The sequence below is a fragment of the Hyalangium sp. genome, from assembly GCF_035629615.1.
In the GTDB taxonomy this organism is placed as follows: Bacteria; Myxococcota; Myxococcia; order Myxococcales; family Myxococcaceae; genus Hyalangium.
In genome coordinates this window covers 1-16603 of record NZ_DASPHO010000461.1, presented here as the reverse complement: position 1 = coordinate 16603, position 16603 = coordinate 1, and the positions used below count along the sequence as shown (strand labels likewise).

The 16603-nt window shown below is 66.2% G+C and carries 14 protein-coding genes; 7 read left to right on the top strand and 7 right to left on the bottom strand.

What is annotated here, in order from left to right:
- The coding region (locus tag VD972_RS23610; protein ID WP_324990618.1) for a hypothetical protein at positions 1-463 on the top strand (463 nt) is incomplete at its 5' end.
- A 63-nt stretch (positions 464-526) separates the two neighbouring features.
- Positions 527-2623 (top strand): TIR domain-containing protein, encoded by a 2097-nt coding sequence (locus VD972_RS23605; RefSeq protein ID WP_324990616.1) that lies wholly within the window; start codon positions 527-529, stop codon positions 2621-2623.
- 128 nt (positions 2624-2751) lie between these two features.
- On the opposite strand, the gene VD972_RS23600 is transcribed toward VD972_RS23605, so the two are convergent.
- From VD972_RS23600 to VD972_RS23590, 3 genes are all read right to left on the bottom strand, one after another.
- On the bottom strand, positions 2752-2982 hold the full coding sequence (locus VD972_RS23600; RefSeq protein ID WP_324990614.1) for a patatin-like phospholipase family protein: 231 nt from the start codon (positions 2980-2982) through the stop codon (positions 2752-2754).
- A 61-nt stretch (positions 2983-3043) separates the two neighbouring features.
- Positions 3044-4114: a toll/interleukin-1 receptor domain-containing protein gene (locus VD972_RS23595; protein WP_324990612.1), complete on the bottom strand. Its 1071-nt coding sequence runs from the start codon at positions 4112-4114 to the stop codon at positions 3044-3046.
- A gap of 857 nt (positions 4115-4971) precedes the next feature.
- Positions 4972-7011: a hypothetical protein gene (locus VD972_RS23590; protein WP_324990610.1), complete on the bottom strand. Its 2040-nt coding sequence runs from the start codon at positions 7009-7011 to the stop codon at positions 4972-4974.
- 186 nt (positions 7012-7197) lie between these two features.
- On the opposite strand from VD972_RS23590, the gene VD972_RS23585 reads away from it, so the two are divergent.
- The 4 genes from VD972_RS23585 to VD972_RS23570 all read left to right on the top strand — a co-directional run bounded on the left by VD972_RS23585 (position 7198) and on the right by VD972_RS23570 (position 13581).
- The gene (locus tag VD972_RS23585) at positions 7198-8421 is read left to right on the top strand and encodes a toll/interleukin-1 receptor domain-containing protein (protein ID WP_324990609.1); all 1224 of its coding nucleotides are present in this window, start codon (positions 7198-7200) and stop codon (positions 8419-8421) included.
- 12 nt (positions 8422-8433) lie between these two features.
- On the top strand, positions 8434-9396 hold the full coding sequence (locus VD972_RS23580; protein WP_324990607.1) for a MoxR family ATPase: 963 nt from the start codon (positions 8434-8436) through the stop codon (positions 9394-9396).
- A gap of 20 nt (positions 9397-9416) precedes the next feature.
- Positions 9417-10364, top strand: a complete 948-nt coding sequence (locus tag VD972_RS23575; RefSeq protein ID WP_324990605.1) for a hypothetical protein — start codon at positions 9417-9419, stop codon at positions 10362-10364.
- Positions 10365-10707: 343 nt separating this feature from the next.
- Positions 10708-13581, top strand: a complete 2874-nt coding sequence (locus VD972_RS23570) for a TIR domain-containing protein (RefSeq protein WP_324990603.1) — start codon at positions 10708-10710, stop codon at positions 13579-13581.
- On the opposite strand, the gene VD972_RS23565 is transcribed toward VD972_RS23570, so the two are convergent.
- From VD972_RS23565 to VD972_RS23555, 3 genes are all read right to left on the bottom strand, one after another.
- On the bottom strand, positions 13510-14058 hold the full coding sequence (locus tag VD972_RS23565) for a GNAT family N-acetyltransferase (protein ID WP_324990601.1): 549 nt from the start codon (positions 14056-14058) through the stop codon (positions 13510-13512). The genes VD972_RS23570 and VD972_RS23565 overlap by 72 nt on opposite strands.
- A 62-nt stretch (positions 14059-14120) precedes the next feature.
- Entirely contained in the window at positions 14121-14378 is a 258-nt protein-coding gene (locus VD972_RS23560; RefSeq protein ID WP_324990599.1) for a hypothetical protein, read from the bottom strand.
- Positions 14379-14573: 195 nt separating this feature from the next.
- Complete coding sequence (locus tag VD972_RS23555) at positions 14574-15212, bottom strand: response regulator transcription factor (protein ID WP_324990597.1); 639 nt, start codon at positions 15210-15212, stop codon at positions 14574-14576.
- A 336-nt stretch (positions 15213-15548) separates the two neighbouring features.
- Here VD972_RS23555 and VD972_RS23550 point away from each other — a divergent pair, with 336 nt between their 5' ends.
- The gene (locus VD972_RS23550; protein WP_324990595.1) at positions 15549-15986 is read left to right on the top strand and encodes a peroxiredoxin; all 438 of its coding nucleotides are present in this window, start codon (positions 15549-15551) and stop codon (positions 15984-15986) included.
- 39 nt (positions 15987-16025) lie between these two features.
- Here VD972_RS23550 and VD972_RS23545 read toward each other — a convergent pair.
- The coding region (locus VD972_RS23545) for an NrsF family protein (protein WP_324990593.1) at positions 16026-16603 on the bottom strand (578 nt) is incomplete at its 5' end.

Below are 16603 nucleotides of genomic sequence, written 5' to 3'. Positions count from 1 at the left end.
CTTCGTGGGTGCCACCCACGGCCAGCTCCTCCCGAAGCTGCGCGAGGCGATGAAGCACCGGAAGAGACCGTACGAGCACATCGAGCTCTTCGCGCTCGCGGACGAGCCACTGCGGGAGCTGCTCCTGGACGGAAAGACGGGGGACGCACTGCTCGAGGAGCGAGATGAGAGCCTCCGCGCCCTCCGCGAGTATCTCACCCAGCAGAATGTCCCGCATCGCATCTACATCTACACGCAGCCATACGTCTTCGCGTCGTTCTGGGATGTAGAGCCTGAGAAGGCTCGCGCGGACAACGGGCCACCCGCCCACCTCCACGTGAGCAACGCGCTCTGGGGCCTGGACCTCCGCCATGCCGTGGGCCAGGACCTCGAAGCCCCGGCCGGTGAGCCGCTCCCGTCGGCGATGCAACGCCGGGTGGAGGCGCTGGCCCACCTGCGGAAGACGAGCCGCGAGCTGAAGTAGTCGCCGGATGCAGCCCATGGCCTGTGCGCGTAACATCCGCGGCCCTCGGCACTGGGAGCATGCATGGAACGCCACACCCCTAGCGTCGTCGCCTACGTGGTCTGGCACCCCTCCTTCGAGCGCGGCGCCTCCCTCGCCCGGCAGCTGTTCACCTTCCTGAATCGCGATCTGGAGGATCCGGAGGCCCGCGCCATCGGCATCCCCGTCTATTTCCGAAGCGCTCCACTCTCCGGCGGTGCGCTCCCGCCGGACATCACGCCCGCCCCGGACACCCTCAGCTTCGTCATCCTCCTCGTGGATCGCCGGATGGGCGAGGATCCCCGCTGGCGCACGTACATCGAGAGCCTCCTCGCCCGTCTTCCCACAGGCCACGTGCTGGCGTGCGTCTTCACCCGCGTCACTCCCGAGCTGGGCCCGGCCTTTGGCCGCCTCAACTCCGTGCGACTCCTGCCAGACTCGGTCCCGGAGGCCGAGCAGCCCCAGCGGATGCTGCACGAGGTGTCCCACGCCCTCAGCCGCCTCCTCCTGCACCCGCCACAGCTCCCCCTGGGCCAGCTCCCTCCTCCTGCCATCTCCCTCTTCGTCAGCCACGCCAAGCGCGACGGCCTCCGCTTCGCCGAGGCGCTGCGGGGCTACATCCTCAGCCACACCCAGGGGGGCGTGTTCTTTGACACCACCCACATCGCGCCGGGCTTTCCCTTCGATGTCCAGATCTTCACTGGGATCGCCCGCTCCGCGCTCATCGTCATCAAGACGGACGCCTATGCCTCCCGTGAGTGGTGCCTCCGCGAGGTGATTGAGGCCAAGCGCCATGCGCGGCCCATTGTCGTCCTGGATGCAGTCCAGAAGGGCGAGGAGCGGAGCTTCCCCTACCTCGGCAATGTCCCCACGCTCCGCTGGATGCCCCCTCCGGAGGATCCTCAGGATCCCGTCAAGAGCCGCGAGCGCCTGGAGCAGTCGACCCAGGAGGCCTGCCGTGCACTCGTCGATCTCACCGTGCGTGAGGTGCTCCGCGCCGCCTTCTTCACGCGCGAGATCGAGCACCTCAAGGCCCTCTATCCCTTCCTGGCGCAGGCCAAGGTCCTCCCTCGCCCGCCGGAGCTGCTGACCGCCCTGCATCCCGAGCGGGGAGCCCCTGCGCCGCCCGTCATCTACCCCGATCCGCCCATTGGTGACGAAGAGCTGGAGGTCATCGCTCCCTACCACGGTGCGGCGCTCACTCCGGTTCTCCTGCCCGGGTTCCTGCACGGCTTGAAGCCCCAAGAACCCCTGCTGGATAAGTGGACGCTCGGCATCTCCATCGGCAACCCCGAGCCCGAGGAGCTCACCGCCCTTGGGCTGTCGGAGGAGAACGTCCGCGAGGTGACCATTGAGTGTGCGCGCTACCTGCTCGCCCACGGTGCGCGGCTCGCGTACGGCGGCAACCTCAGCCCCGGAGGCTTCACCGAGCAGCTCATCACCCTGGTGCACCGCCACAACCGGGCCGGAGGAACGCCGTACCGCCGGCTCGAGAATCACCTCGCCTGGCACCTCCACCAGGGGCTGTCGGAAGACTCCGAGGACCGGGCGATGTCCGTCCAGACGGTCCGGGTCTCCCTGCCTGAGGACCTCCGGAGCAGTGGGGGGGAGCCGCGTCCACCGTTCGACGCGTACACGAGGACGCGCTGTATGACGGCCATGCGGGAGCACATGAACAGCGCCGTTCACGCGCGCGTCGTGCTGGGTGGGAAGCTCGTGAACTACTCAGGGCGCTGGCCTGGAATCATTGAGGAGGCGTACCTGCTTCTCAAGGCCGGGAAGCCGCTCTTCCTGCTGGGAGGCTTTGGCGGCGCTGCGGGCTGGCTGGCGCGCGTGGTCAGGCAGGAGATGCAGGAGGTGCCAGTCCTCCCCCAGGCGCGCCAGCAAGACCTGGCGGACCTCGGAGGGGAGTACGCGCGGCACGGCCGTCAGGGCCTGGAGGGGACGGACCTCACCGAGGCGCTCGCATTCTTCCGGCAGGTGTCTCCCAGCGACTTCCGCAATGGCCTCGAACCGGCTGAGAACGACATCCTCCTGCGCACCACCTCTCTCTCGGAGATCCTCTCCCTCCTCATCAAGGGCTTCGCACGGCTCGCCAGTGGGAGTGGGGAGCCTGTGGCCGGCCGTAAGTCCTCGCGATAGTCCTTCGGGACGTTTGCCGGCGGATGTGACGAGGTGGCGAGCCTCCCTGGAGCAATGAGGAAGATGCGGCCGGCCACGGCATCGTAGGTGGGGATGACAAGACGGCAGCGTGCCTGGCCGAGGAGTCTTTACTGGAAGATGTCAGGCCCCTTATTTCGGTAGAAGTCACGGACCTCCGCGGCTGGGCGCCCCAACGCTAGACCGAGGGCGATGATTCCGCCGGTGGACGTGCCGGTGATGAGGTCGAAGTGATCGACGCATGAACGGCCCGTCGCCTGTTCGAGCGTCGCAAGCACGGAGGAAGTGAAGGCACCGCGGATCCCTCCACCATCCAGGCTCAAGATACGAAACCGACTCATCATGCCCTCATTGATGGTGCTGGGAACACCATCAATGTCCGTTTCGAAAGGCCACCCTGACTCAGTCTACTCTGGCTCTCGCACGTTCCAGCAATTCTAGCACCCGCCCCTCCAACTCCTCGCGGGATCTGACTGGAAAATGGACGAGATTGCGTATGCCAGGAGGCACGATCCGTGTATCGTCCACGCACAAGATCCACAGATTGAGAACTCCCTGACTGTGCCGTTTCAGCGCCAGCTCAAGTTCGTCGAAGCACCATGGGCTACACGCATATTCTTTGCACCAGAGTGCGATGAACACGTTGGCCGAGTGGATGGCCTCCTGAATGCGGCCGGGGATTTCATGACCAGCGCCGAAGTCTGTTTCATCGCGAAAGACCTGCATGTTCCTCCGGCGTAGAAGCGTTTCAACATGGTCCGCCTCCAGAGGACGGGCACGCGGGTAACTGATGAAGAAGCGCAGCGGCATTCCTCTTTCACCCTTGGGGCGATGCTCTTCCAACGCCGACAAAGCGCTACGTTCTGCCAGCACGACGAGCCCCTCAACTGATTCCTTATCCAGGAGCATCTCGGCGCCTTTACCGAGCCGATCCTGAAGCTCATAGCGGCGTCGATAATACGCTTGCTGAGCAGCACCACCGAGAAAGGTGACTGGGAGCACGACCTTCCTTTTCGCCTCAGCAAGCAGGAGCAGCATGTTCGCTGCGCCTTCGAGCTTTCCGCCCACCGCGATGACTACTTGGCTGCTCTCCAGTGCACTGAGCTGACAGAGCAGCCATGCATACCGCCACGCATCCGACGACATGTGCCCTTGGGGCGGCATGTACGGGTACGGCTTTATTCCGACGAGACCTAGCTCGTGCTGCACCTCATCGAGGCGCTGCCTTACAGACTTCTCGTCCGGAAAATGCATTTCGATGTTGACCGGTGTGGTGCCTCCAGCAGCAGCGACTCCGCGAAGCACTTCTAGATCAGCGCTGTCCGGAAAGGGGCTGCACAAAACTGCCGTATGACCAGCTACTCGAATCGCCTTGCCAAGACCCTGGCAGGTTCGCTTGAGCAGCATCTTCTCGTTGGGAAAGCCGGGGTCATTTTCACCCACGGCGACGCTACCGATCACGAAGATTTGCATTGGTCCCCGGGGATCAACTCCAAGAATCAGTGGGTCGATTGTACTGGTACAGCTACGCGTAGCCGCTCGGGATGGTGCCGTATGGCCGCGGAGAGAGGAAACTCCCAGCAAGCCTCCACATGAGCTGAACTCAGTATCGCGGAGCGTCGGCGTAAATGGTGGGTTTGTGTCATTGCATGGGTCTTCTCCCATAGCACATGCCTCCTGCGTGGCAGGTAGCAGGCAGAACCTGAAGCACGATACTACGGTCGGCGTCTATTCGCCCTCTGGATGGCTCGACTCGATTGCTTCGGGGCGCGACGCGGAGGTCGACCGTCCCAACTGCCACTGCTGAGCAAACTCGAGCAGGACCATGGTGTATGCCGCCAGTCAATCATCGGACGTGTCGCAGCGGTCGGCTGTCTGTCGCGCCCGTTGGTAGGTATGAATCTGGGCCAGAGCTTCCGCAGTGCGAGCACAGAGCGCTTGACGTCACCCGCGATGGTTGGCAGCGCGAGGCGGGCTTCCTCAGAGGGTGTTGAGCAGGAGCAGAGAGGCAGGCATCCTGAGCCAGCATCCTGCGCTCGGCCGTTTGCAGGTGAGTCGAGCCATGTCCTGGCAGGAGCGGGCGGGACCGTGGTGCGCGGCTGTCGTCTCCCCATCTTCAGAATCCTGCGGCACGGGCCCCTGACGCCGCCTGGCGTGCGTGACTGTTCGGAAATGTCGGGACCTTTCGCGCCCAAAACCCCCGACATTTCCGAACAGTTGGCCATGGGGAATGCCCCACCCGCGAGGCATGAAAGGGGCTTTTTCTTTCTAGATGAGGTGTGTTGCCGCTTGAGTCCCAGGGCGTACCGCGCCGTGAAACTGCTGGGGGGTCACTCGGAGGTGTTGCCCCACTTGCGCCCGAGGCCCAGCAGGACCAGCCCCACTTGCTCCACGGGGTCCTGCGATTCGATCAAGCGGAGGTTCTCCTTGTCGTCGAGGCCGTTCTTGAGCCCGGAGAGCCCCATCTTCCCCAGGCGGGCCGTGATCGCATCGAAATCGACGGGCTCGAGCGCGGGCCACTCACGCCCGCCACTCTTCACCTTCCCATGCGTCCCCGCCCGAGCCGCTGTGTCGATGGAGGTGCGGATCTCTGTCTGCTTGCCCTCCTCGTCCTGGAAGGCGGTGGTGAGCTCGCGCGGCCGCTCGCCCTGCAGAGCCCGCGCGATGACGCGCGTCATGCCTCCGAAGCCGCCGATGAGATAGACCGGCTTGTCGAGGTCGACGAAGGTGAGGAACTCCTCCACCAGCCCGGGAATGGGGCTGACGGCGACGAGCTGACCGCCGACCATCACACGTGCATGGCAGTCGTTCGCCATGCTCCTGCGCATCGCTGTCATCCCCAGCGTCCAGGCGAGCCGCTCCTGGGGAACCATTGTCTGTGGCTTGATGAACGTCTGGGAGTCCACACCGTGGACTGCTGGGATTCCCGAGGGGTGCAGCGAGAAGACCGACGGCAAGCTCGCCTTGATCGTGTCCGTGAGTGAGAGGTGGACGGGCCACCCGAGATACAGATGGATGTGCTCATCAGGCAGCTGTGCTCCCGAGTCGATCGCTCCGCGCACGAGCTCGAACAACTGCTCCGTATAGCCGCCTTGCCGGAGATCGCCACCGTATGCGAGCTGCGCCTGAGTCTGCAGGAGGTGCGTCGCGACACGCGTCCAGATTCGCTCCAGGTGGAGCTTGCTCATGCCGAAGGCCGAGAGATCAGGGGCTTCCGAGATGGAAACGGCAATGCGCTTCCCCTCGAGCTTCTGCGCATGGTGGGCGAGCGCCTGGGTGAGGCTCACGATCTCGATATCGGAGCGATGCTCGGCGATGAGCTTGCGCTCGTTCACGGGCAGCGGCGGATCAGGATGGATCAGCTTGCCGCCTTGCTTGGGAAGTGTCGCCAGCTCGGGGCGGAACGGGTGGACGTGCACCGCCTTCAGCTCAAAAGCGGCCTGGGCCTCGCGCAGCCGGCTCTCGTCGTGCCGCAGGCGCAGCAGCTCGAGCAGCGCGGCGGAGACGATCCGCCGACGGCGCGGCACGCTGTCGCGGTCCTTCGGGTCCCACCTGAGCGTGTGTGCGTTGCCGAGGTAGCTGAGGCTCTGAGGCTCGCCATCGTGGAGCGCATCGACAACGAGGATGGGGCGGCGTTGGAGCTTGGCCTGGAGCGTCTCCCAGCCGCACCAGTACCGGCTGGAGAACCGATCCGTATGCAGCACGACCATGACGGAGGATGCCACGCCGGCCTGGAGGACATCTTTGAACGGGTCGGTGGCGCTGATCTGCACCTCGTCGAAGAACGCCACGCCCGACGGGCGTTTGTCGAGGAACTCCTTGAGCGAGAGCGCGAACGCACGCCCATCGTCTTCCTTGGCATTCAGATCGGCGTATTTCTTCGTGTGGCTGATGAAGAGCGACGTGTTCTCGTTGGGGCCAAGCATCTTGCGCGCCAGGGCATGCGTCACACGCAGGAGGAGCTCGGTCTCCCGTTCAGCGGCGTCGAAGTGATCGAGGCGCACCGCCTGTTGCGCCTGAAAGGCGGGCCCCAGGTTGCCGCAGTGCTCTGTGTCCGAGCAGGTGATGAGCTGCGGCCCCCCTGGCTTCGCCTGCTGCTGCGCCCACTGCCGCCACTCGGTGCTGCCGGCCATCGCCACTCCGGCGAGGACGACGAGCACCTCCTGCCTGGCCTGCCCCCACTTGAGCTCTGGCGGCTTCTCGCCATCCACAGAGGTCCAGACGAACACGGGGATGTCCGCCTGCGGTGCGGCGAAGTCCTCCGGGTTGCCGTTGAGCCATTTGACGAGCGCCTCGGCCCAGCGCTTCGCGTCCTCGTGACGCGGGTGGTGGACGACGTGGACGTGCAGAGGAGGAACGTATGGGCCCATTCGCCCCTCGTAGACGACGGCACCCGTGGGAGTCCAGCCCAGGCTTCGCAGCTCCCCAAGAAGTGCTGATTGATCCACAGGTGTGCGAGTACGGAAGTCCTGCGGGACCTCAGGGATCTCCGCGACTAGCGCATCCCACGGATATGATAGAGAGGGACCCATTCCGACCCCTCACCGCTCTCCGGTATGTCCCGCCCTCGCATCTTCATCAGCCACTCATCGAAGGAGCCGGTGGGGCGGGAGTTCCGGGATGAGCTGGTGCGGTCCCTGCGTGCCGCCCACTATCCGGTTCTGCTGGACGAGGACATTGACCTGAACCAGGACTGGCGATCCACGCTCAACGCGTGGATCGGCGGGTGTGACGCGGCCGTGCTGTTGCTCTCGGAGGCCGCGTTGAAGTCGAGCTACGTGGCATACGAGGCCAGCCTCCTGGCCTACCGGCACACGAGCGAGCAGGAGGGGTTCAAGCTCATTCCCGTCTTCATTCCTCCCGTCACGGCGGAGCTGATCGAGCAGAGCCCGCTCCGCCCTGCGTGTGTCGCCGAGAAGCAGGCCATCCGCCAGGACGTGCCACGGGATGTCGCCATCCAGCGTGTCATTGCCTATCTGGACAAGCACGTGCCTTCCCCCATGTCTCCCGCTCAACGTCACGCCCGGCGGCTCAGCGCGTTGCTCAAGCACGTCGCCCCCGTCGACCTCGAGCAGGCCGCCATCGAGGCCGCGGTGGACCTGGGGCCCTGGACGCCCGGTCTGGACCTGCCGATGAAGGTGGCCCTCCACCTCATGGCGGCAGGGCTGGAGCGCGCCCCCAAGGGGGTCCGGGTCTTCCGCCAGCAGCTGCCTGCACCGGCCGGTCTCGATGAGGCGGTGACGCTCATCGCCACCTCATGGGTGGATTGCCGCTCCGCCGCCGAGATCCCCGCGGTCGCGAAGCGGCATGGCCTGCTCGCCCTGAATGGGGACAGCACCCGGACGGCCTGGTTGTACGTGGTGGGCTCGTGTCCCATCCGCCCCAGTGATGCTTGGCGCGTGGCCGAAGTGGACGGGGTGGTGGGGAATGAGGGGCTCGAGGAGCTGAAGGGGCTCGTGCGCACCGCCCTCGCCCAGACACTCAAGGTCAGCCCCGCGACTCCCGAGGAGGTCCAGGCGGCCATCCGCGTCTATACGGACGAAGGTGAGCCCGTCTTCGTGGCGCTGCCGCTTCGGGGGCTCAACCTGGCGGCGATCCAGCAACTGCGCACGGAGTTCCCGGAGGTCACCTTCTTCTTCCTGACGGGGAGTGACATCCCTGACGAGGAGCTGGCGCGGCAAGCGGGAATCGAGCTCCTCCAGCCGATGCTCGAGCCAGGAAGAGAACAGCCGTTCTGGGAGCTCTTCAAGCGGAAGAGCAAGTACCTGAAAGCTTCGTGAGGAATCCACGCCATGGCCGAAGCCCCCGCGCTCAAGTACCACAAGCTGTTCAATCCCCCTCGGAGTGTCGAGCCTCCATCCAAGGAGGCGACGGAAGCGGGCGACCAGCGCCGGACCGTGGCCTACGTCTATGGGGATGAGAAGATCGTACTCGCCGTGAACGTGGCGCTGGCGACGCAGCGCCCCCTTCTCGTCCGTGGCCCCTCGGGAACGGGGAAGAGCTCCCTGGCCCTCAGCGTGGCCGACTTCCTGGGCTGGCGCTTCTACGAGTACGTCGTCACGTCCCGCACCCAGGCCCGTGAGCTCCTGTGGCAGGTGGACCTGCTGCGCCGCCTCCATGATGCGCAGTCCCCGCGGCGCAGGCTCGCGGAGGGCTATGTCCCCTATGTGGTCCCGGGCGTCCTGTGGTGGGCGTTCGATGAGGCAGGTGCCAGGGCCCAGCGCTCGCGCAGCACCTCTGGACCCAGCCTGCTTCGAGGCCGCGATCCCAACCTCGGCCGCCCTCACGAGCGGGCCGTCGTCCTCATCGACGAGATTGACAAGGCGGATCCCGACACCCCCAACAACCTCCTGGTGCCCCTGGGCTCCCTTCAGTTCCAGGTCGAGGAGACGGGGCAGCTCGTGCAGACGGCTCCCCAGCGAGCTCCGCTCCTCATCATCACCACCAATGACGAGCGCGAGCTCCCCCAGGCTTTCCTGCGCCGCTGCGTCGAGCTCAGGCTCGAATATCCGGGACGCGAGTGGTTGCTCGAGATCGGGCGGGTCCAGCTCCCGGAGCTCGACGAGGGGCTTCGCACCGCCGTGGCGGATGCCCTCCTGGGTCCCAAGGACAGCAAGCCGACGGTCAGCGCCGCTGAGTACGTCGATGCGCTCCGGGGGTGCAAGCAGCTCCAGATCGCCGCCGGCACTCCCGCCTTCGAGCAGCTGCTGGCGTCCACCATCTGGAAGCATGGGCGGAAGGGACCGGGCAAGTGAGCGGCGAGCCCACCTCCAGCATGGGGGAGCTTGCTCGCGCCTTTGCCGCGCTTCACCCTGAAGACGAGGCGACGCGCGAGGCCATCGCTGCCCTCGTGTTGGGCCCCACCGCCGAGGCGTCCCCCGTCCCGCCTTCCAGGAAGCCGCCCTCCTCATTCTCGCCGCCGCCGGACGGGCGCTCTGCGGTTCCTCCTCCTCCTGTGCAGGTTCGTCCCCCCGAGGTGCCAGAGGGGCCGGCGGGGGTTCCCGTCCCCGTGAACATCAAGCTGCGAAGGAACCAGCTCCCCTCCATGCCAGACTGGCTCTCCACAGCTCCCCCCCTTCCCGCACCGCCTCCACCCGGAGTGACCGTGGGAGTGCCAGCGCCGCTGCTCGAGCCGCACCGAGCCCGGGCGATCCTGGGGAGCCTGGTGGCGGCCCCAGGGGATGGCCCCCTGGATATCGAGGCCATCCTCCGGTCCATTGCCCTTGGGAGAGCTCTGGCCAGCCCCCCGTACCGCCTCGTTCCCACGCTGGCTCGGGGCGTACAGCTGTTGGTGGATCGCAGCGACGCCATGCTGCCCTTCCACCTCGATGTGGAGGGACTCGAGCGCGAGCTCGTTCGCCTCGCGGGAGGAGGCGTCGAGGTGCTGCACTTCGTCGCCTGTCCCTCGCGTGGGTGTGGCCGCGGGGTCCGGCGCAGGTGGACGCCTTACGGTCCCGAGCGGGTGCCCCGCTTGGGGGCGCGAGTCCTGTGCGTGACGGATCTGGGCATTGGCGGTCCTCCTCCTGGCGATTCACCTGCCCAAGCCGAGGAGTGGATGGCCTTCGCTGGAGAGCTGCGCCGGGCGGGGTGCTCGGTGGCGGCGCTCGTGCCCTATCCCCCCGAGCGCTGGCCACCGGATGTGGGACGGGTGATGGAGCTCTTTCACTGGGATCGGTCCCTGACGGTGGCCCAGGCTGCGCGCGGGGTGCGCCACAGGAGGTGACGTCTTGGACGCTCTGGCAACAGCCCGTCAGCTTGTCGAGCAGGTCGCGCAGGAGCAGCCGCGGGTGTTCGAGCTTGCGTGTCTGGCCTCCTTCGCCGTCCGCGTGGATCCACCTTTGCTGAGGCGGCTGCGGCTGGATCTGCTCCCAGGTTCCTCTCCCGCGTTGGAGGCCGACCTGTGGCTGGACGACCTGGTGGCCTTCCGGGGGCCCGAGGGGATTGTCTTCGCCAAGGGAGTGGGGGGCCTGCTGCGCGAGCGCCTCGCGCTCATGGGGGATGAGCACTACGAGAGGGCTTGGCAGCTCACCGAGGGTTCCCACCGCTGGCTTGCGCCCGTGCTGCGGGTGGAAGAGGAGCTCAATTATCTTCAGTTCTCCCGCAAGGGCGGTGCCCACGAGCAGGCCCGCAAGTTGCTGCGGAGCGCACTGGCCGCGCTCGTCCAGGATCGCGAGAGTGGACTGAGCCACTGGGCCGCGGGAGCCGTCGCTCGCCTCCCTTCAGACTTCCTGTACCTGGAGGAAGGGCAGGGGCTGGTGAAAGCAGCGGAGCTGGGTCTCCCAGGCGGCTTGGTGCGCCCGGCGCCTCCCTCCGGGGAGGTGCCTGGATGGCTGGCCTCGTTTGCTCAGGCAAGACTGGAGCGCATCCGGCTCGGCGTGAAGCTGTTTCCCGGGTACGTGGAACTTGGGCCTGAGGGTGACGAGCCAGAGTCGACCATCGAGGTGCCGAGGACGGCTCCGCTGGTGGTGGAGGTCGCGGAGCCGACAGACGACGCACCGGCCGGTGGAAGGCGGGTCTTCATCAGTTATTCACGAAGGCAAGAGTCGCCGTGGCGTGAAGAACTCGTACGAGCTCTTCGCGCCGCCCACCATCAGGTGATCGGTGGCGACCCGTTCGAGCTCAGAGAGTCCTTCATGTCCGTGGTCCATGCGCGGATCCGCCAGAGCGATGCCGCCGTTCTGCTCATCTCGGAGGGAGCGCTCTCAAATGAATGGGATTCCCTCGAGACCCATGCGCTGCTCGCGAGGAAGAGGAAAGAGGGCGAGCGATTCGCGCTGCTCCCGGTGTATCTGAAGCCAGCCAGCAAGGACATGCTCGCTCAGCGGTGGCCCGCTGCGCAGGAGCTTCTCTCGCTCCGGAGCATCACCGTGGAGGACCCCGCCAATCCCCAGTCGCCCACCGCACTGATCCTCGCAGCTCTGGAGACTTCGCCGGAGCCGGTGAAGTCGTGGCAGCGGATCGAGCTGCATCCTCCACGCCCGCATCGGCTTCCCCTCCAGTCGGGGCGGGTGCGCCTGCGCACGCTGCTGGGGGATGAATACATCATCGAGCCCAGGGAACCCGCTTCGCTCCTCCGGATGCCTCCGCCTGACCCCGTGTTCATCGGCTACCGGCGTGAGCTCTCAGACGTCCTGGAGGGGGTCGAGAGAGGTCTGTCCTTCATCTTCATTCACGGACCTGCTGGAGCAGGGAAGACGGAGCTCGTGCGCCAGGTGGCGGCCTCCGTGGCCAGCAGGTTCTCTGATGGCACGTTCTACGTGGAGGGGCGTCAGGGTGGGCCCCGATTCAACGCGAGGGAAGTGATCCGGGAGGTTCTACGGGCACTCGACCCGAGTGCCAGCCAGGACCACCGGGACGAGCCCGATCGCTATCGTGAGCTGACCTCGAGCCGCAGGATCCTGTTGGTCCTCGATGGCGTCTCAGGTCCGTCCGCGGATGAAGGCCTCTCTGTGTCGGACCTCCCCATGCTGGTTCCTGGTCCGGGTTCGCTCCTGATCCTGACGGAGCGGCAGGAGCGCGGCTGGGAGTTCGTCCTGCCCCAGACCGTCATCCTCAAGCAGCCGCTTCGGGGGCTTGAGCCCGAGGCGGCCGTGGAGCTCCTCAGTCTTCTCGCACCACACGTGGGTGAAGAGGCCGCGAGGCTCGTGGATGCCTGTAGCTTTCTGCCGGGTCCTCTTCGCAGGGTCGCGGAGGTGCTCACCCAGCAACTGCCAGAGGTCGCTGTCTCCCACTATGCCTTCTTCCTCGAACGTGCCCACGTGCTCTCTGCGTTCTCGGGGACATTCGAGCGGGAGGCAGCACGTGCGGTGATCGAATCCTTGGTGGCGCAGGGAGCGGAGGCAGGGGAGCGTGAGGGGGGCGCGCCCTTCCTGGTAGACGAGATGGTGCGCCTGCGGTTGGTTCAACCGGCGGCAGAGCTCGGCCGGTTCATGCTCTGGCCGCCGGTACGGCAAGCTGCGGAAGCCTTTTCCGACCAGACAGAGATCATGAATGCGGAGCAACGGCATGCCGGATATTTCGTTGAGGTCCTCGAAGCCCTCAACGAACGGTACAGAGCTGGGGGGGGCGCGCGCGCGGAGGCCATCGTTGCATTCGATCGGGACTGGCCGGACATGGCCGTGGGCTTCGAGCGGGCAGGATCTCATGAGAGTGCTCATGGAGAGGTGGAGGAAGGCTTCGTCAACATGGGGTTGATCCGCCGGTACTCGCTTGCTGCTGGGCCCTTGATGAGATTGCGGCGGCCGCCGCGCGAACGCGAACGCTGGCACCGGATGGCTCTGCGAGCCACCACCGCAGAGCAATCTGGATACGCAGCGCATCGTCTCGGCCTCGGTCTCGCCCTCGCGGATCTTGGAATGAGGGACGACGCCATCATTCCATCCACAGATGATGCCCAGGCTGAGCTCGCGAGGCTGTATGTCGATGCGGGTCGCTGGGAAGAGGCTGAGAAATTATTCTTTGCGGTCGTTCTGCGCACTGAAGCAGATTCACGCGAGGTTCATCAAATCGCTCAGCTTCAGTATGTCGCTGCTTGCCTCGCCCGGCATTCGGGTAGCTTGGATGACGCCGAGCAGAAATTCGAGTCTGCGCGAGATTGGGCGGCACGCGCGGCCGATGTCCGGCTCGAGGTGGATGTGATGCTCGGCCTTGCGGGCGTTGCAGTGGAGCGCGGGGTGTGGGGCATCGCGGGAGCGCGATTCATCGAGGCCATGGATTTTGCCCGCGACCACCGTGACGAGCGAGGACTGGCACTCGGCTCCTGGGAGTTCGGGCGGCTCCGTGCGCGCCAGGGTGATCTCAAGGTGGGCAGGGAGTTCATGCAGCGCCTTGTGGACTACCGTCGCTCCATCGGGCACGTCGAGGCCGAGTCAACAGCGCAGGAAATGGAACAGGAGCTGGACCGCGCCGACAGTCGCGGGGGCGACCGCATTTCCCATTGAGACCCGGATTAGGGGGAGCGTCTCCTCGAAGGCTCCCCCCGTGTACTCCGTGACGACACGGCGCCAGAAGGCAATGGCGGCATGATTGGCGCGGAGCTGGGCCAGCTCCCACATGCCGCGGAACCGATCGAAGACGGCCATGGCCGCACGCTGGCCCAGGCCGCGGCGGCGCTCCGAGCGGAGGATGAAGAACTCGCTCAGCAGGTAGTCCCGGCCGGCCGTCATGTAAGGGAAGGGGGCCTGGCCGACGAAGGCGAAGCCCACGGGCCGCTCGTCGAGCCGGAAGAGGAGCGGATGCACCTGCTCGCTCTCGCAGAGCCACGTGGGCAGGTAGTCCGGCTGCCAGATCCCTTGGGGATCAAGCGTGTACAGGTTCCCAAACTCGCTCAAGTCATGAAGGTAGAGCGGATAGAGGTTCCGAAGGAGCGGGTACTCGCTGGGAGTGGCGCGGGTGATGTGGAGGGACATAGGGCGCATGGGAGGGTAGCGAGCCTCGAGCACCTGCGCTCGAACCATTGCCCCCATGCGCAGGCTTCCCCTCAAAGGAACTCAGTCCGGCTCGCCTCGATGAGCGCCTGGACGATGCGGCGCATCTTCTCCGTGGAGTGGACGAGCGACTCGGCGGCAGAGATTTCGACAGGATCCCCATCTGAGGCCCGGAGCTGCTGCGCCAGCCCTTCCGCAGACACCATCAGCAGGTCCAGCGGCGTCTGCAGCTCGGATACGATGAGCTCCAGCGAGTCATCCCACTTCGGATCTTCAGGAAGGCACACGCCTCCCGTAGCATTCACTTCCATCGGTCTCCGCCCCCCCAGCTCAGGCATGCCCACGCGGGCCTGCCTGTGCATGGCTGTGTCACGAGTTGCTGCCAGCTCGCATTATCTGGGGAAGAGGCTTCGGGGAGTTACGCACTGGAGGGCATGTCGCATTCGCTCTCACCGGTGGGCCCCCCCCCAGCGCAGCGCCGGGAGGAGAGGGGGGGCGGTAGCTCCTCAGCTGGCGCTCGCGCGAGCGAGCACGGGGGATCTCGACAGGGCGAGAAGGGGTGGACGGAGGCCCGCGCGGCACGCCAGGACGGCCAGCTCGGTGCGGTTCTCCGCGCTGAAGAGAGAGAGCAGCGCGGAGACGTGGGCCTTCACGGCCCGCTCGGAGATGCCGAGGTTCGCGGCGATCTTGAGGTTGTCCGAGCCGTTGGCCAGGAAGCCCAGGACGTCTCGCTGCCGGGGCGTCAGCATGGACCAGAGCTTCCGCTCGTGCTGCGCCTCGGCCTGGCTCTGCAGCGCGTCGGGAGACCCCTCGGGCGGCGGCGTCAGGCTCGCCACGGCGCACAGCATCTGGGCATCCGCCTGGGACGTCTCCCTCAGCGCATCAGAGGTGCCGGAGGCCACGCTGCTCTGCTGGGCCGCTCCAATGATCATCACCGTGGTGCCAGGCACGCGGCTGCGCAGCTTGCGCAGCAGCACGATGGGATCATCCGCGCTGTGCTCCATGTCAATCAGCACCATCCGGTGCGCAGCTCCCTCGGCCGCACTCAGGAAGTCCGCACCCGAGCGGTACTCGCTGACACGCTGGCCTCCCTGGGATTGGAGGAGCTGGACGATCCCCTCTCGAAACGGGTTCTGATCCGACACAACGGCAATCTTTGGCTCACGCACAGTGGAATCCCTTTCGGTTCTCTCTGTGGTGCAAGCCTCGTTCCCATATGAACCAAAGGGAGGCTCGGCGCGCGGCGCGCAGTTCCTGCGTCTGGGCCGAGTCCTCCGCAGATCCTGCGCGCTCCCCCGCTCGACCACCTGCTCATCCTGGAACGGTGTGTTCCTGGCGCATGACCAGGCAGGTTGTCCCTGAAAACACAACGGGACGGATTGCGGATGCAGCCAGCCGTGCTAGGACGGGGCCTTCCGGAGCATCAGTGACACCAGGATGTGCGGCGGGGCTCCGGACCGCTGCCTCGCGAAGGAGGCCCCATGCTCAAGCCAGGAGACGTGGCTCCAGAGTTCAAGGTCCAGGATCACACCGGCCGGACACACACGCTGTCCGAGTACCGGGGGAAGTCGGTGGTGCTCTGGTTCTACCCGAAGGCGGACACGCCGGGGTGCACGGCCGAGGGCTGTGGGTTCCGCGATCAGAGAGCGCAGTATCAGAAGAAGAACGCGGAGATCCTGGGCATCAGCTTCGACACGCCCGAGGAGAACAAGGGCTTCGCCGAGAAGTTCGGGTTCAACTTCCCGCTGCTGTGCGACACCGACCGGAAGGTAGGGGTCGCGTATGGCGCGTGTGATGATGCCCAGGCACCCAACGCGCGCCGGGTGGGCGTCATCATCGGGCCGGACGGGAAGGTGAAGGCGTACTACCCCAAGGTGGACGCGCGGGCGTTCCCGCAGCAGGCCCTCTCGGAGCTCTAGTCCGCTGGTACGGCGGCTCCAGCGCGCGGGTTACGCCCCTCAAGGCGCGTAGCTGCGCGTAGGCAGGCGCGCGCGCAGGAAGAGCGCCACTCCCGCCAGCAGCAGCCACGGCACCAGGTGGCCGAGCATCAGGTGCCCGGCGGTTCCGTCAGGGCAGTGCAGGTGCAGGACGAAGAGGCTCACGCCGGCCGCGGACAGCCCGGCCGCGAAGGCGCGCACGGGCTGGAAGGCGGAGCGGCACAGCAGCACGAGCGCCAGAGCCAGCGGAGGAATGGACAGCAGCACCTCGGACGTCATGCACCCCATCACCCCCGCGACGAAGCCCTTCGCCTGTGCGTAGCCCGAGCCGCCTACCACCTGGAGGATCGCCACGGCCCCCGCGCCCGCGGCCACGAGCACCCAGGGCACATGTCGGCGCGCCGGAGCCAGGGCCAGGTACGCGCCGCCTCCCACCATCAAGAGGATGGAGACTGCCAGCCCCGCTACTACCGGGACGGAGGCCGTGTTGAACACGAGCCCGTTCCGGCCCAGGGCGAACAGGCCCCCCATCATCACCGCGGCGTACGTCGCCAGCAGCATGAGCAGCTCGCGCCACCACGGTGTGGCCAGGGGCCTGG

Excerpts from the sequence above, each read along its gene's own strand:
- VD972_RS23580 (WP_324990607.1), top strand. The coding sequence starts at position 8,434 with ATGGCCGAAGCCCCCGCGCTCAAGTACCACAAGCTGTTCAATCCCCCT.
- VD972_RS23595 (WP_324990612.1), bottom strand. The coding sequence starts at position 4,114 with ATGCAAATCTTCGTGATCGGTAGCGTCGCCGTGGGTGAAAATGACCCC.
- VD972_RS23590 (WP_324990610.1), bottom strand. The coding sequence starts at position 7,011 with ATGGGCCCATACGTTCCTCCTCTGCACGTCCACGTCGTCCACCACCCG.
- VD972_RS23605 (WP_324990616.1), top strand. The coding sequence starts at position 527 with ATGGAACGCCACACCCCTAGCGTCGTCGCCTACGTGGTCTGGCACCCC.
- VD972_RS23600 (WP_324990614.1), bottom strand. The coding sequence starts at position 2,982 with ATGAGTCGGTTTCGTATCTTGAGCCTGGATGGTGGAGGGATCCGCGGT.
- VD972_RS23585 (WP_324990609.1), top strand. The coding sequence starts at position 7,198 with ATGTCCCGCCCTCGCATCTTCATCAGCCACTCATCGAAGGAGCCGGTG.
- VD972_RS23575 (WP_324990605.1), top strand. The coding sequence starts at position 9,417 with ATGGGGGAGCTTGCTCGCGCCTTTGCCGCGCTTCACCCTGAAGACGAG.
- VD972_RS23550 (WP_324990595.1), top strand. The coding sequence starts at position 15,549 with ATGCTCAAGCCAGGAGACGTGGCTCCAGAGTTCAAGGTCCAGGATCAC.
- VD972_RS23565 (WP_324990601.1), bottom strand. The coding sequence starts at position 14,058 with ATGCGCCCTATGTCCCTCCACATCACCCGCGCCACTCCCAGCGAGTAC.
- VD972_RS23560 (WP_324990599.1), bottom strand. The coding sequence starts at position 14,378 with ATGGAAGTGAATGCTACGGGAGGCGTGTGCCTTCCTGAAGATCCGAAG.